13 protein-coding genes are annotated in these 14,004 nt (G+C 57.8%); 8 read left to right on the top strand and 5 right to left on the bottom strand.

Features of this window, described 5'->3' with window-relative positions; genetic code table 11:
* Nucleotides 1-27: 27 nt before the first annotated feature.
* The 3 genes from B8783_RS05045 to B8783_RS05035 all read right to left on the bottom strand — a co-directional run bounded on the left by B8783_RS05045 (nucleotide 28) and on the right by B8783_RS05035 (nucleotide 3,979).
* The gene (locus B8783_RS05045; protein WP_139792251.1) at nucleotides 28-957 is read right to left on the bottom strand and encodes an FAD-dependent oxidoreductase; all 930 of its coding nucleotides are present in this window, start codon (nucleotides 955-957) and stop codon (nucleotides 28-30) included.
* Entirely contained in the window at nucleotides 954-1,511 is a 558-nt protein-coding gene (locus tag B8783_RS05040; protein WP_084418715.1) for a hypothetical protein, read from the bottom strand. Before B8783_RS05040 ends, B8783_RS05045 begins: the two co-directional genes overlap by 4 nt.
* Before the next feature lie 131 nt (nucleotides 1,512-1,642).
* Nucleotides 1,643-3,979 (bottom strand): serine/threonine-protein kinase, encoded by a 2,337-nt coding sequence (locus B8783_RS05035; protein ID WP_084418713.1) that lies wholly within the window; start codon nucleotides 3,977-3,979, stop codon nucleotides 1,643-1,645.
* A 235-nt stretch (nucleotides 3,980-4,214) separates the two neighbouring features.
* Here B8783_RS05035 and B8783_RS05030 point away from each other — a divergent pair, with 235 nt between their 5' ends.
* The 8 genes from B8783_RS05030 (at nucleotide 4,215) to B8783_RS04995 (ending at nucleotide 11,894) form a co-directional block, all read left to right on the top strand.
* On the top strand, nucleotides 4,215-4,922 hold the full coding sequence (locus B8783_RS05030) for a lysophospholipid acyltransferase family protein (RefSeq protein ID WP_084418711.1): 708 nt from the start codon (nucleotides 4,215-4,217) through the stop codon (nucleotides 4,920-4,922).
* A 43-nt stretch (nucleotides 4,923-4,965) separates the two neighbouring features.
* Complete coding sequence (locus tag B8783_RS05025; RefSeq protein ID WP_084418708.1) at nucleotides 4,966-6,237, top strand: 3-deoxy-D-manno-octulosonic acid transferase; 1,272 nt, start codon at nucleotides 4,966-4,968, stop codon at nucleotides 6,235-6,237.
* Nucleotides 6,234-7,238 (top strand): tetraacyldisaccharide 4'-kinase, encoded by a 1,005-nt coding sequence (gene lpxK / locus B8783_RS05020; protein ID WP_084418706.1) that lies wholly within the window; start codon nucleotides 6,234-6,236, stop codon nucleotides 7,236-7,238. The genes B8783_RS05025 and lpxK overlap by 4 nt, the downstream gene beginning before the upstream one ends.
* The gene (locus B8783_RS05015; RefSeq protein WP_084418704.1) at nucleotides 7,235-8,194 is read left to right on the top strand and encodes a lysophospholipid acyltransferase family protein; all 960 of its coding nucleotides are present in this window, start codon (nucleotides 7,235-7,237) and stop codon (nucleotides 8,192-8,194) included. The genes lpxK and B8783_RS05015 overlap by 4 nt, the downstream gene beginning before the upstream one ends.
* Nucleotides 8,195-8,267: 73 nt before the next feature.
* Nucleotides 8,268-8,672 (top strand): hypothetical protein, encoded by a 405-nt coding sequence (locus B8783_RS05010; protein WP_084418702.1) that lies wholly within the window; start codon nucleotides 8,268-8,270, stop codon nucleotides 8,670-8,672.
* Between the two features lie 18 nt (nucleotides 8,673-8,690).
* On the top strand, nucleotides 8,691-9,599 hold the full coding sequence (locus tag B8783_RS05005) for a pseudouridine synthase (RefSeq protein WP_084418700.1): 909 nt from the start codon (nucleotides 8,691-8,693) through the stop codon (nucleotides 9,597-9,599).
* 26 nt (nucleotides 9,600-9,625) lie between these two features.
* On the top strand, nucleotides 9,626-10,960 hold the full coding sequence (locus tag B8783_RS05000; RefSeq protein ID WP_084418698.1) for a cytochrome P450: 1,335 nt from the start codon (nucleotides 9,626-9,628) through the stop codon (nucleotides 10,958-10,960).
* A gap of 70 nt (nucleotides 10,961-11,030) precedes the next feature.
* Nucleotides 11,031-11,894 (top strand): hypothetical protein, encoded by an 864-nt coding sequence (locus B8783_RS04995; protein WP_084418697.1) that lies wholly within the window; start codon nucleotides 11,031-11,033, stop codon nucleotides 11,892-11,894.
* Here B8783_RS04995 and B8783_RS04990 read toward each other — a convergent pair whose 3' ends face one another.
* Nucleotides 11,895-12,800, bottom strand: a complete 906-nt coding sequence (locus B8783_RS04990) for a hypothetical protein (protein WP_084418695.1) — start codon at nucleotides 12,798-12,800, stop codon at nucleotides 11,895-11,897.
* 3 nt (nucleotides 12,801-12,803) lie between these two features.
* Complete coding sequence (locus tag B8783_RS04985; protein WP_084418693.1) at nucleotides 12,804-13,892, bottom strand: phosphotransferase family protein; 1,089 nt, start codon at nucleotides 13,890-13,892, stop codon at nucleotides 12,804-12,806.
* Nucleotides 13,893-14,004 lie beyond the last annotated feature (112 nt).

Genomic DNA, 14,004 nt, shown 5'->3' with positions numbered 1-14,004 from the left:
ACCGGCGCCGGAGCGCTCATGGCTGGCTCACCCGGCCTGGAGCGCTCCGGCAAAAACTTGGCCCTGCCAGATGGGTAGAACAGCGGACTCCATCTCCTCGCGGAGCACTTGCCAGGACTCGCACGGCGTATCGGCTCCTGAGAAATAGGCTTCGATAACATCAAGCTGCATCGCCAGGGATTGCAGACCCATGCCGAAGACCGGATCGGTCTGCAGAAGCGCATCGCCTATGGAGACGAAAGACAGATCGTCAGGGCCATCGAGAATGAGCCGAGTCATTTCACGAAACGCATATGTCCTGACGGTTTCAGGGCTTACTGGCACAAGGCGCGCCCCGAACACCATATCTGCAATCTGGCAAAGCGCCTCGGGCGTCCGTGCCGTACGCCCTCTCATGCCGGCCGTCAGGCAGGCGTCGCTCTCATCGAAGAGGCATGCCAGGCCCACATCGCCGACGCGGGACAGGCCTGATTTCGGATGCAGATTGCCAGAGCGTTGCAGCTCGATGGCATAAGTGATCGACGCCTGATCGATCGCTTCGATTGTCACTTCTGTATCGCCGGGAAGACGGCGCAGACCGGCGCGGGCGGCCCCCGTGGCGTCGATGAGAAGATCAAATGTCTGTTCCTCGCCGCCAACCATGAGCGCTCTGCGGGACCAGTCGACATGTTGGACCGGGGCCTGATACTGCGGCGAGATCCCCTCAGCTGCCAGCTTCTCCAGCAAGAGGACGGACAGGCGATGCGGAAAGACCGGAATGGCCAGATCAACGAGAGGGTCGGAGAGGATGCCCCGCAACGTATCGCGTGAGAGGCGATGCGCGAAAGAGTGAGAGACCGGCGATGTGGTCCGCTCACGCCGGTCCAGCACTGTCAGGTCAAGACCGATCTGCCTTAGGCGCAGGGCCACCGAAAGTCCGGCAAGCCCCGCGCCCATGATAACAGCGTGCAGGGTCACTTTCCCTTTGAAGCCACGGTCATACCGGAGGCTTGCGCCATCCCCTTCTCCGCGATGACGATAAAGAACCAGCCATCTTTTTGGGACGCTCGAACGAAGGATGCCTCCGCTGCCTTTTTAACAGCGCTTTTACGCTCTTTTTCCGGATAATACATGTCGCCCGGAAAGTAGACGTCCCCGGGAAAATACATATCGCCAGGGAAATACATATCGCCCGGAAAGTACATGTCGCCGGGGAAGAAACCGGCCTCGCTACCTTTTTTGGGAGCGGCCGAAAAAGTCTCGGAAACAAAAATATCCCTGACCTTACCGTCCTCGATCCTGGCCATGTAAAGTCGGCCTTCCTCAACGCCCCTGCCGGGCTTGATCCGGAGATTTTTGATCAGTGCGGCACGAAGGTCATCTCCGCTGAGTTTCGTGAGGACCCCTGCATCGCACAGACTAATCGACACTGTGCCGATCTGTTCGACCTGTACCTGCGCGTGCGCGTGCGCGGCACCGAGAGCCATCATGGCACTGCCGACAACAAGGCTCTTACGGATGTGTTTTTTCATGATGTGTGTAACCTTCAGAGTTGGATGTAACGACGGGAGCGAGTGTCGCTAAAACCGGTCAGTCACGTCCCGTTCCCATCACTGACCACGCGAGATCAGGGGAAAAGCGGACACCTGCCCTCCGGCCCCGCTCAGAGGGGTGTACCAGCCACATCCTGATTGAGACTGTCGCGCACCTGTTGTGCCTTGGCGGCATACCGCGCTGCAGGCGCTCCCATCTCCGCAAAAAACTGATCCGCAGCATCGAGTGACGCAAGCGCTGCCGAAGGGTCGCCCTTCGCAGCTGCAACCTGTGCGCTGGCCACATAAAAAAGGCCCATATAAGCGCCGCTGGTTATGCCGGCATCATTGAGGCTGATGCTGACATCGGTCAGTACGGCCTCCGCCTCTTCGATCTGCTCGGAATTGGCGAGTGCTTCGATCAGGCCGAAACGTGCCGCAAGAGCCGCCGGGCTAGACGCTCCGCTGAACTCGTCCGCCATTTCGACGGCGTTGGACAGCAGGAGAGCAGCTTCAGCAGTTTTTTCCTGCTGCAGTTTCAGCTTTCCATAGTTGGACATAAGCACAGCGAGCGCCGTGGACGGGCCGTAGAGCTTCTGGCGGATATCCAGCGTCGCCAGATAGGCCGCTTCAGCCTCCTCCAGTCGGCCACTGATATGATAGAGAGTTGCGAGATTGTTCATCGCATTAAGGCCATCAGGAGTATCGAGGCGCTCGATCGCGTTAAAAACATCACGGGCCCGCTCAGAACTTCTGAGCGCCCCCTCAATATTGCCGAGCCGCATCCGGGCAACACCGATATTTGTGAGGAGTATGGCCGTCTCCAGCGATGTTTCGCCCGAAAAGGCGATACGTCGGGGAAGGCTTTCGGACAAAAGGGCTTCGGCCTGTTCAAGATCCCCAGTTTCGGCCATCAGCTGCGACTCGATCAGCGCGGCCCCCAGAATCTGATCATGATACTGTGCCGGATCGGATTTCCAGATCTCCAGCGCGCGCTCAAGCGCCCCTCCTGCCTGCTCCACCTTGCCGGACCGCAAGTAGACATTCGCGAGATCATGCGAGGCCCGAGCGATCATGTCTTCATTGCCGGATTTGACCGGGAGGTCCGAAACCAACCGAAGCAATGGCTCAGCCGAGGTGTAATCATTGATCAGAAAGAGCATTTCCCCGAACATCTGAAGCACAGGGGCCGCCTTTTCAGGGTCCGATTCAAAGTCGGCTTTGGCCTGCTCGGCCGCCTTCAGGATCAGGGACCCGGCCGTCTTCTCGCCACCGCCATTCCCTGCCTCGGAGAACATGAGGAAGGTCGCAGCCTGCATTGTCCTCAGCCGTTCGCGTTCGTGTAGGGCAACATCCCGCTCGCGCTCAGCCTTCACATATTGCCAGCTGACGCCGACAAAGCCTGCACACAATACGCAAACCAAGCCGACCGCCATCACGTTGCGGCGCATGAACAGGACGCCTTTGTAAAGCGTGTTCGGGTGTCTGGCCATGACGGGACGATGTGTACGGAAGTTCCGAATATCGGATGCCAGCGCATCGACACTCTCATAGCGTTCGGACACATCCGGGTCGGTCGCCTTTTTCAGGATGGCCGCGAGATCTGCGGGCAGCCCGTCCAGCCTGACTCGGTTGCCGGGATCAAGGGCGGCTGGCGCATCGGCCGTCAATAACTCCGCGAGGGTCAGGCCGAGGCTGAAAATATCCGTCTGAACAGAAGACTCGCGACCATCAAGCTGTTCAGGGGCGGCATATTGAAGGGTCATCGGCGCACGAAGGTCCTGATCGCCTTGCTCGACCAGACCGGCAACGCCAAAATCGATGACCTTCACCTCTCCGCTGGTGTTGACCATGATGTTGGTGGGCTTCAGGTCCCGGTGCAGCACAAAGCGCCCATGAGCATGGGAAAGTGCGCTACAGACTTTCAGAAAGAGTTGAAGAATCTGCTCCCGGTTCAGCCTGCGGCCCTTCGCATAGTCAAGCAGGGTCTGACCTTCGATGAGCTCCATCACAAAATAGGGAGCGCCCTTGTCATCTACCCCGCCATCGATCAGACGGCCGATATTCGGATGCTCCAGCCGGGCGAGGATCTGGCGCTCACGTTCAAAGCGCGCGAAGGCGGCCTCATCCGAGAGAGTGATGCGCTTGAGTGCAGCGATCTGATTGTAATGCCCGTCGGCCCGCTCAACACGGTACACCTCGCCCATTCCACCGGCACCGATCATCTCTAGAATGCGCCAGCTGCCGAGCGTCTCGCCTGCATTGAGAAATTGAAGGTGATGTTCGATGGCCCCGCCGGTGGCGAAAAAATCTGCATCCTGCGTATTTGCGACAAGCAGGCGGCTCAGCGCTGTCTTCTCTTCTTCGGCAAGAGCCAGGCGGTCGAGGTGGGCTGCGCGATCTGATTCTGGCACCTCCAGAAGTTGCAGGTAGAGATCAGTGATCTTTCTCCAGTTCCCGTTTCTCATGCAGCCCCCTGCCCCGAAATAAGCACGCAATATTCCAAGTCTTCGAAAGCAAAAGCAAGTTAGGTTTAAGTCTTTATGATAAGCGCTTCGATCACCTCGCGGTGAATAGCTGGCGCCAAGACGCCCGCTTGGGCCGCATCTGCCGAGGCAGACAAGTTCGCAAGTTTGATGTTACTGAGCGTACTTCATTTGGTCTTTGCGATTTGAAACGGCGCGCATTAAACCGACGCAGCATATGAAATGGCTTTTTCGCAATCCGATTTTTTCATCTGCGCTGGGGTACCTGATATGGGCCTATATGGTGCTGTGCGCGCGCACCATGCGCTGGTCGACCGAAGGTGAAGAACAGTTCCGCGAAGCCTGGAGCGGTGACCGGGGCCTGATCGTTGCCGCCTGGCACTCACGCATCCTCCTGCTTCCATCAATCTGGACTCGCTTTGTCAGGAAGATGCCCGCAAAGGCGCACCCGACCGCGATGATGATCTCATTATCACGAGATGGAGAGTTCGTTGCCCAGGCGGTCTCACACCTCGGTATCGACGTGGTGAGGGGCTCATCCACGCATAAGAAAAAAAAGAAAGACAAAGGTGGCTCGGCGGCCATCATGGAGACAACCAAGCGCTTGAGAGCTGGCAGCGTCGTATGTTTGACACCGGACGGCCCTCGCGGCCCCGCGGAGCAGGCCCAAGCCGGACCTGTCATCCTGGCCCAGCGCTCGAATGCTTTGATCATACCTTACGCACTGGACTGCAAACCCGCATTCCGCCTCAAGACCTGGGATCGCTTCATGGTCCCGATCCCGTTTGCAAAAGGCACGATCGTGCTGGGTCAGCCTCTCGAGTTTAGAAAGGGTCAGGACACAGCTGAATGTACGGCCCGACTGAATGCGGAAATTCAGGAAGCATATGGCCTGGCTGCCAAAATGCTGACGCAGCGAAACTGATACGTGATTGCAGCATAGCGCCAACACGCACTATCTCTTTTCAATGAGTCTCGGACAACGCCTCTACCGCACAGCAACACGTGCAGCCGAACCTTTTTTAGGTCTGCTGGTCAAACAGCGACTATCGAAGGGCAAGGAAATTGCTGGCCGGACCGAAGAGCGGTTCGCACGAAACGTCCCCGACGCCACACCCGCCAATCTGATCTGGCTACACGGCGCCAGTATTGGTGAAACAGCCCTGCTGCTCGAACTCGCCAAACAGATTGGCGGTGAGCGGGCTGACCTTCATTTCCTCTTCACCAGCCAGACAACAACATCGGCTCAGCTAATCGCCGACGCCATCTCAGCGTCGCCAGAGCTTCAAGACCGCAGCACGCATCAATTTGCCCCGATAGACACGCCTGCCGTGGCGGCCCGTTTCATCGATACATGGCAACCAGCGACCGCTATTTTTGCCGAAGGCGATATCTGGCCAAATCTCATTTCTGAAGCTCATGCCCGCGGCGTTAAACTGGCGCTGATCAATGCCCGTATGACCCGCTCCAGCATAACTGGATGGGGAAAGTGGCCTGACTTTGCCAAGCGCGTCTTTTCCTGCTTCGATTTGATATTGGCCGCTGATGCAAGAACAGCTGACGGGCTAACCTCACTCGCCCACCGACAGGTCTCTTCTGTAGGCAATCTGAAATCCGCGCTTCCGCCTCCGGCAGTAAACGGTGAGCAACTCAACCTCTTGCGTGACCAGTTTATCGGATCGCGCGGCTGCCTAACCGCGGTCTCAACGCATGAAGGGGAAGAAGAACTCGTCATCGAGGCGATCAGCCAGATGTCGCCGAGACCGGCGCTGATCATCGTTCCGCGTCATCCCGAACGGGCGAATGATATCGCCAATGCACTTCACGCGAAGCAGATGACTTTCTCCACCCGGTCCAAAGGAGAGACGCCGACACCTGAGGACGATGTCTTGCTCGCAGACACGCTAGGTGAAGTCGGTCTGTTTGCGTCGGCAGCCGACACTGTCTATCTTGGCGGAGGTCACACGCCAGGTGTCGGTGGTCATAACCCTCTGGAGATATTGAGACTGGGGCGCCCGATTTTGTCCGGCCCCGACGTCTTCAACTTTGAGGACCTCATGGCAGACCTTGCGAAGCAGACCGGCTTTCAGTTTGTCTCAGGCGCACAGGATATCGCCCGCAGCTTTCCTGCCACACCGCCCAAGGAAGCCACGCGTATAATGCTGGAGGAAAAGGCCCAAACGCCTATGAACATAACCCTCGAAGCGCTCGCCCCTCTCCTTCCGGCCATCTCACGATGATAAGGTCCCCGCGCTTCTGGGATCGTGATGTCGATCCAAAGTCTCGTGAGGGCGCCCCCCTCACAAGGCTCATGCTAACCCCGCTCGCCGCCATCTATGCCGGTGTCACAGCCAATCGCATACGCAAAGCCGAACCGCTGAGACTTCGCATCCCGGTTATCTGCGTCGGGAACATATCGGCAGGCGGCACAGGTAAGAGCCCCGTCGCCGCGGCCTTGCGCTCGAGACTCTCGGACCTCTACCCGGGAATACGTATCGCCACCCTCTCGCGTGGGTATGGCGGAAAGCTGAAAGGCCCGCTCAAAGTTGACCTGGATCGCCATGTCGCAGCCGATGTGGGCGACGAAGCCATCATGCTCTCACGCGGCGGCGAAGCATGGATCGGTCCGGATCGTGCGTTGGCCGGTCAAGCTATGCAGGATGACGGCGTCGACCTCATAATTATGGACGATGGTCACCAGAATCCCGGCCTTGCAAAAGATCTATCATTCGTGGTGGTCGACAGTGTTGCCGGTTTCGGCAATGGCTATGTGATTCCCAAAGGCCCTTTGCGCGAACCCGTCGAAGCGGGTCTGGCGCGGGCAGATGCCGTCATCGTCATGGGCACGTCCGAACCACCTTCGGAACTTGGTAATTTTGCCAATCCCGTTCTCTTCGCGCAGATCGAGCCGACGGGGACCCTGCCCGAAGGGGCGTACGTGGCGTTCGCCGGGATCGGTAGACCGGAAAAATTCTTTGACACGCTATCGCAAAGCGGTGTCTCGCTGGCAGATGCCGTCCCCTTCCCCGACCATCACCCTTACGACAAGTCCGATCTGCGCTATTTAAGAGACCTCGCAAAGCAGAGGGATGCGGTATTGGTCACCACAGAAAAAGACTATGTACGCCTCGGCACAGATGACCGACGAGACGTCATGACCTTCCCGGTGCAGGCCCGCTTCAAAGACACTGACACACTCGACAAGCTCCTGGCATCTGTTTCAGAACGGCTGCCGAAATGAGCGAGCCAGAATCACCTCAATATGTCCGCCCAAAGGACATCGATAACCGCGCCACTTTCAGGCAGCGCGTTCAGTGGTGGCTGGAGGCCGTTGCCTGGGATGTCATCTACTGGTGGCCGATGAAAATGCTCGGGCCGGACCGCGCGTCGAACGCGGCAGGATGGATCGTCAAAAAGATTGCCCCGCTCCTTAGCCAGAACCGCACGGCCAAGCGAAATTTGCGTCTGGCGTTTCCAGACTGGAGCGATGAGGAAGTCGACCGCGTCGCGGCCGCGTCATGGGAGAGCACAGGCCGGACCGCAGGTGAGTTACCCCACCTGCCCCGCATCAACCCATACGAAGGTGACCGGGTCGAGGTCGTGCACCCCGAACGGCTCGACGCGGTCGAAAACGCCCCAGAAGGCGCCGTCTTCATCTCAGGACATTTCGCCAACTGGGAAGTCATGGCTGCCGTCATATGTCGGCGGCCGGTCGATTGCCTTGTTACGTATCGCGCCCTTAACAATCCCCACATCGATCGCCGGATCAACAAGGTTCGCCACGATTATGGCATTGGCGTTCTCACACCGAAGGGTCTCGGCACGAGAGAGCTCATGCGGGCGCTCACCGCTGGTCGTTCCGTGGCCTTGATGAATGATCAGAAGTTCAACAAGGGGCTCGCCATTCCCTTCTTTGGTCATGATGCCATGACCGCGCCCGGTCCCGCACGGCTGGCGCTGAAATACAATGTCCCGATCATCCCCGTCTCGACCGTCCGAACAGGCCCTGCCCGCTTCCGCGTGACGATACACGAACCGATCAGCCCGGACCCCGGACTATCGGGTGACGAGGCTGTCACCGACTGCGTTGTGAAGATAACTGAGTTTCTTGAAGCGCAGGTCCGCGCCAATCCAGAGCAATGGTTCTGGCAACACCGCCGCTGGCCGAAGTCTGCCTGGAAAGCAGCGGGCGTCTAAAAACTGGGCCTTCGGGACTGGTGTTCTGATCCGCACAAGCTAGCTCCCGCATAAACCTGATAAGGACAACATCATGCTGGTACCCTCAATTATCTCGGCGATCGCGCTTTTCCTGTGTGCCCTGATTGGGCTCGGCGCGCTTCTTGCGCCGCGATGGGCGCAAGGCGTTGTAAGACTTCAGCCCGATCCGAGCCCTGGAAAAGAAGGCGGCTTCTCCGAATTTCGCGCCACCTATGGCGGCCTGTTATTCATGGTGCATATGACAGCGCTCGTTATCCTCTTCGCAGTCCCGCCTGCCTTTGCCATTTTCGCCCTGATGCCAGTCGCCGCGGGCTGGTTTGGTGCCGGCATCGGGCGCCTCCTTTCCTACCTTGTCGATACGAAGGCGAACCGTGGACCAGGCATGATGCTGGTCTGGATACCGATGGAACTCGCGCTCGGGCTTGCAATTGCTGCTCCGGTTCTGCAACTAGGGTAACCCTTAAAGGATAACCATATGACGGATCGTCGTGAGACGCCCCGGCCCGGCAGACGGACCAAACCCAACAGCAAGCCCGCTTCTCTCACGCCGACCGACTGGTCAGAGGGTGAGCGGATCGCCAAATGGCTCGCGCGCGCAGGCGTCGCGTCCCGGCGCGAATGCGAAACGCTCATTGAATCCGGCAAGGTGTCGGTCAATGGCCGCACGCTGACCTCTCCTGCCTTCAAGGTGACAGGCGGCGAAGCCATCAAGGTCAACGGCAAACGGATCGAGCCGCCTGAGCAGACGCGGCTCTGGCGCTACCACAAGCCATCTGGCCTCATCACGACGACCATCGACCCTGCCGGGCGGCGGACGATCTATGATGAGCTACCAAAGCACCTGCCCCGAACCGTCACCGTCGGGCGTCTCGACCTGACAACCGAGGGCCTTCTACTGCTCACCAATGATGGTGAGCTTGCTCGCACGCTTGAGCTTCCGAGAAATGAGTTCAAACGACGCTACAGAGCACGGGCGCATGGCCGCGTCACGCCTGATAAACTTGCTGCGCTAAAAGCCGGCGTCATCGTGGACGGTATCGAATACGCCCCGATCATCGCTGAGCTGGAACGGGAAACGGGCGCCAATAACTGGATCAGCGTTGAACTGACCGAGGGCAAGAAACGCGAGGTTCGCCGTGCCCTTGAGTCGGTCGACCTTGAGGTCAACCGGCTAATTCGGACCAATTACGGCCCGTTCGAACTCGCAGACCTCAAACCCGGCGCTGTCGAGGAAGTCCCGAAACAGGAGCTCCAGCGTCTTCTGGGCACGTATCTTCCAGCGGCCAGCGACAAAGTGAAAAGACCTCAGCGTGGACCTAAAGGTGACGCGCGGGGAGGCCTTAACAAGCGGCGCCGAAAGGATAAGTCTGCATCCAAGAAGTAGCTGAAGCTAACTCAAGGGAGCAGACCATGTCCGATACAGCGATTGCACGTCCACCGGAAACCAAGAAGAATCCGTCACGGCAAATGAGCGAGGCGGCAGCGGAAATCTGCAACCAGATTGTAGATCCCTCGGTTTATGCCGACATGCATGCGCTGGACAAAGCCTTTACCAGGCTGCGCGCCGAAGACCCGGTCGCCTGGTGTGAGCCAGAGCATTTCCGTCCCTTCTGGGCGATCACAAAACATGCCGACATCATGGAAGTCAGCCGTCAGAACAAGCTGTTCACGAACGGCCAGCGCGAAATGCTGAGCTATGTGAGCGCAGAAGAGCGCGTCTACGCGCAGACCGGTGGCCCGCATCTTCTGAAGACGCTGGTCCAGCTCGATGACCCATCGCATTACAAGCTGCGCCACCTGACCCAGGAATGGTTCATGCCGCAAAATGTGAAAAAGCGCGAAGATGCCATCAAAGGCCTCGCCAAAGAGTTCGTCGATCGAATGGAAGACATGGGCGGCGAATGCGACTTCCAGCAGGACATCGCCCTGCACTACCCTCTCCGCGTCATCATGCAGATCCTCGGGGTTCCCGAGCAGGATGAACCCATGATGCTCAAGCTCACACAGGAGATCTTTGGCGCGCAAGATCCAGACCTGATGCGGGACAAGAGCCTTCTGGATGACGATGATCCTGATAGCGGGCTTGCCTCGATCCAGGAAACGCTCGCCCAGTTCTTCATGTATTTCACGAACATCACGCAGGACCGCCGCAACGCGCCGAAGGATGATGTGTCGACTGTGATCGCAAACGGCACGATTGATGGCGAACCGATCGGCCAACTTGAGGCGATGAGCTATTACATCATCGTTGCAGCTGCCGGGCATGACACCACCAGCGCCTCAACAGGCGGCGGTGTGCTCGGAATGCTCAACAATCCTGCTCAGCTCAAAAAGATGCTGGATGACCCGAAAGGCATGTCCCGCACGGCCGTTGACGAGGCAATCCGCTGGACGACGCCGGTCAAACACTTCATGCGCACGGCACAAGCCGACTACAAGCTGCGGGACCAGAAAATACTTGAAGGAGAGAGCTTACTGCTCTGTTATCCATCAGGTAATCGTGACGAAGACGTATTTGAAGATCCGTTCAGCTTCCGCGTAGATCGCTCCCCCAACAAGATCATTTCTTTCGGTCATGGCGGACATATGTGCCTCGGCATGCATCTGGCGCGTCTGGAAATGCAGGCAATCTACGAAGAGCTGTTCTCGCGAATCAAATCAATTGAACTGGCAGGCGAGCCAGCCTTTATCCGGGCGAACTTCGTCGGCGGTCCCAAAAACATTCCTGTCCGCTACAAATTCTAGACATGGGCGTCAGAGCCGATCACTCTCTCCTGAAGCGATAACTAATCGCCTGAAAGAGAAAGACAGATTGATGAGCCGATTAGCTTCTACACTCGTCGCTTGCGCGCTTGCAGCAATCGGACCCGCCTATTTTACCGGCGCGGCTCAGGCTCAATCTGGCGAGCCCATCAAGTTTGACAGCCCGACAGCTGAACTCGACGAGCTGGTAGAAACCTGCCTCGCAACAGAGGGTGTGTATCGCATCGAAGGCAGCGACAGCATTTGCTACAATGCGGCAATCTTCCCGCGGGAGTTTCTGTCGCTGGCCGAAATGGAGCCGGCGGACCAGATCATTATAACGAGCCCGGGCGGCAATGTGGCGACCGCGCGCATCATGAGCGGCATTCTTGATGGACGCGGAGAACCCGTCGTTTTCGCCGGACAATGCATGTCCGCCTGCGCCATGGTGCTGTTACCCGGCGCAGATGACATCCGCATTCACCGCTCTGCCCATTTCGCCGTGCATGGTATCGTCATGATGCCTTTCAAGCAGTGGTATGCCTGGACCCATGATGGCGAGGAACCAAGCCGTGCCGCGGCGCTTCAGGCCGGATTTGGCTATGATTTCGCCTACACCATGTACCAGAGCGGGCGAGATCACATGAAAGGCCACCTTGCCGCTCAGAATGTCGACATGGATTACATTGCCGAAGTCAGCAAACGTATGCTGGAGAGCGCCAGACAAGAAGACTGCCGCGTCGCGCCTGACAATTACTGGGGCATGCTCGACGCCGAATATTTGCAAAAATATTTGGGCGACCGCATCACTTATATGGAAGAATTTATCCAGTCATGGGACGACCCAAACAACAATGTCTATAAAGACATCACCGTCCCGATCGCCCCGCGGACTTACATCTTTGAAGATGATTATCTGACCGCTGGTTGCGCTTGATCAGCCTGGCAGCCGGTCCGCCGGATAGTCCGGATAGCTTGCCTTCAAGATCGCGTGATTCAGAAGCATCTTCGCTTTCAGCGTTTTGCCTGACTCATCGAAAAAGCTCGTTTCCACCCAATAATTTTCTACGCGGCGACTTTGCGACAGAGCAACGACTTCGCGCTTCAGCCTGTAGGTTTCGCCCACGAAGAGCGGCCCATCGATCATCCTGATCTCAAGGTCAGCAAACAGGCCAATGGACGGCTTCTTGATCGGCCACTTGGTCATACCGCCCGTATAGTTGCCGAGCACCGACACCATCTCGGTCGGCACAATTGCTTTGCCCCATGGCGACGCGTCCGCATCACTGTACCAATCCATAGGCTCAGTGATTTTCTTCAGCTTCTCATTCAGGGAGAAGGGATAGAGATTGCCCATGTGCTGATCCGGATCCATCCGCACAATCTCGTCTTGATCGGAGGTGAGACCGACTCTCATATTTTCGAGAATTACGAGATCGCCCGCTGGCCGCAGATTGGCCATGCGCGCACGTAGCAAGGTCTCTCCATGGTCTGGTTCAAGCGTCGCGCTGGCTTCGAGAACCGGCGTGCCGTCTTCCTTCACAGCGCGGCAATAGGCATGCGTCTCTGATCGCGGCTCGATGATGACCTTCACCGCCTCGCCTTCGACCACCATGTTCAGAAAATGCGTCGAGAAACACCCACGCTCGAACCAGGCCTTGCCGAACAGGTCGACAAGATACGGCGTGAACTGGCTGAAATGCGTCGGCCCCTCAATCGGACCAGCGGCGATGCCAAGTCGCTCGGCTTCCTTGTCATCATGGATTGAGCTGTGCCCGTCATAGGACTGCTCGGCCAGCATTTGCGCCGGCTTGCGAAGCGGGCCTTCGATAATCTTTGTCATGGTCTAGCCTTCCATGCCGGCCATACGGGCCCGCGAGGCCGCAAAGGCCGCAAGCGGTTTCACCCGCTCTGCATTCGCGGCGGCATTGGCGTTCGAGGCTGTGCCGTCGCGGACGCGGCCGACAATCCCTTGCAGAATGCCCGCAAGCCGGAACGCATTGTAGGCGAAATAGTAGTTCAGGTCCGGCATGCCATCGCGGCCGGTCCGCTCACAATACATATCCACATATTCCTCAAGTGTCGGAATACCGTAGGACTTCAGGTCAGGAATGTTCGGAATAGAACCGCGCGCCGGATCAGATCCCGGCATGACCCAATTCATCAAGTGATATGAGAAGTCGGCCAGCGGGTCGCCGAGCGTCGACAGCTCCCAGTCCAGGACCGCGATCACTTTCGGTTCAGTTGGGTGCAGCACCATATTGTCCAGCCGATAGTCGCCATGGACGATCGTGACGTCCTCATTCTTGGGCAGATTTTTTGGAAGCCAATCGATCAGCTTTTCCATGTCGTCGATGTGCTCGGTTTCCGACATCTTGTACTGCTTTGTCCAGCGATGGACCTGGCGCGCAACATAATCGCCTTCCTTGCCAAATCCGGTAAGCCCGATGGCGCGCCAATCCGTATTATGCAGGTCAGCAAACGTCTTGACCTTGGCTTCGTAGATCTTGCGGCGTTCGGCTGGCTCATACTCTGGAAGTGTTCCGTCCCAGAGGATGCGACCTTCGACACAGTCCATCACATAAAAAATGGTGCCGATGACGTCTTCATCTTCACAAAGTCCGTACGGGCGCGCCACTGGATAGCCAGTCGGGTACAGCGCGTTGATCACCCGGAATTCGCGGTCAACGGCGTGCGCCGATGGCAGCAGCTTTCCGGGCGGCTTGCGCCGCATCACATAGGTCTTGTTCGGCGTGAATAGCTTGTAGGTCGGATTGGACTGTCCGCCCTTGAACTGCTTGACCGTCAACGGGCCTTCATAGCCTTCGACGTTCTTCTGCATCCAGTCGGCCAGCTTGCTTTCGTCGAACCTGTGAGACTCGACGACTTCCTTCGTTCCGGTGAACATTTCCTGCGCGTTGGCAGCCTCGGTCATTGCATGACTCCCTGATAATTCTTTCAGGCGCACCCTAACGCTGGAGACACAGCCGACAAGTCAACTTCTTGCTTGCCGCAACGAAAAGAGCCGCCTTCGAAAAGGCGGCTCT

This window comes from Henriciella litoralis, from assembly GCF_002088935.1.
GTDB classification, from domain to species: domain Bacteria; phylum Pseudomonadota; class Alphaproteobacteria; order Caulobacterales; family Hyphomonadaceae; genus Henriciella; species Henriciella litoralis.
Note: the sequence above shows the minus strand (reverse complement) of the source record. Positions and strands in the feature narration are given on the sequence as shown.

Bases quoted from the DNA above. Each gene is read 5' to 3' on its own strand.
- B8783_RS05040 (WP_084418715.1), bottom strand. From the start codon at position 1,511: ATGAAAAAACACATCCGTAAGAGCCTTGTTGTCGGCAGTGCCATGATG.
- B8783_RS05035 (WP_084418713.1), bottom strand. From the start codon at position 3,979: ATGAGAAACGGGAACTGGAGAAAGATCACTGATCTCTACCTGCAACTT.
- B8783_RS05030 (WP_084418711.1), top strand. From the start codon at position 4,215: ATGAAATGGCTTTTTCGCAATCCGATTTTTTCATCTGCGCTGGGGTAC.
- B8783_RS05025 (WP_084418708.1), top strand. From the start codon at position 4,966: ATGAGTCTCGGACAACGCCTCTACCGCACAGCAACACGTGCAGCCGAA.
- lpxK (WP_084418706.1), top strand. From the start codon at position 6,234: ATGATAAGGTCCCCGCGCTTCTGGGATCGTGATGTCGATCCAAAGTCT.
- B8783_RS05015 (WP_084418704.1), top strand. From the start codon at position 7,235: ATGAGCGAGCCAGAATCACCTCAATATGTCCGCCCAAAGGACATCGAT.
- B8783_RS05010 (WP_084418702.1), top strand. From the start codon at position 8,268: ATGCTGGTACCCTCAATTATCTCGGCGATCGCGCTTTTCCTGTGTGCC.
- B8783_RS05005 (WP_084418700.1), top strand. From the start codon at position 8,691: ATGACGGATCGTCGTGAGACGCCCCGGCCCGGCAGACGGACCAAACCC.
- B8783_RS05000 (WP_084418698.1), top strand. From the start codon at position 9,626: ATGTCCGATACAGCGATTGCACGTCCACCGGAAACCAAGAAGAATCCG.
- B8783_RS04995 (WP_084418697.1), top strand. From the start codon at position 11,031: ATGAGCCGATTAGCTTCTACACTCGTCGCTTGCGCGCTTGCAGCAATC.
- B8783_RS04990 (WP_084418695.1), bottom strand. From the start codon at position 12,800: ATGACAAAGATTATCGAAGGCCCGCTTCGCAAGCCGGCGCAAATGCTG.
- B8783_RS04985 (WP_084418693.1), bottom strand. From the start codon at position 13,892: ATGACCGAGGCTGCCAACGCGCAGGAAATGTTCACCGGAACGAAGGAA.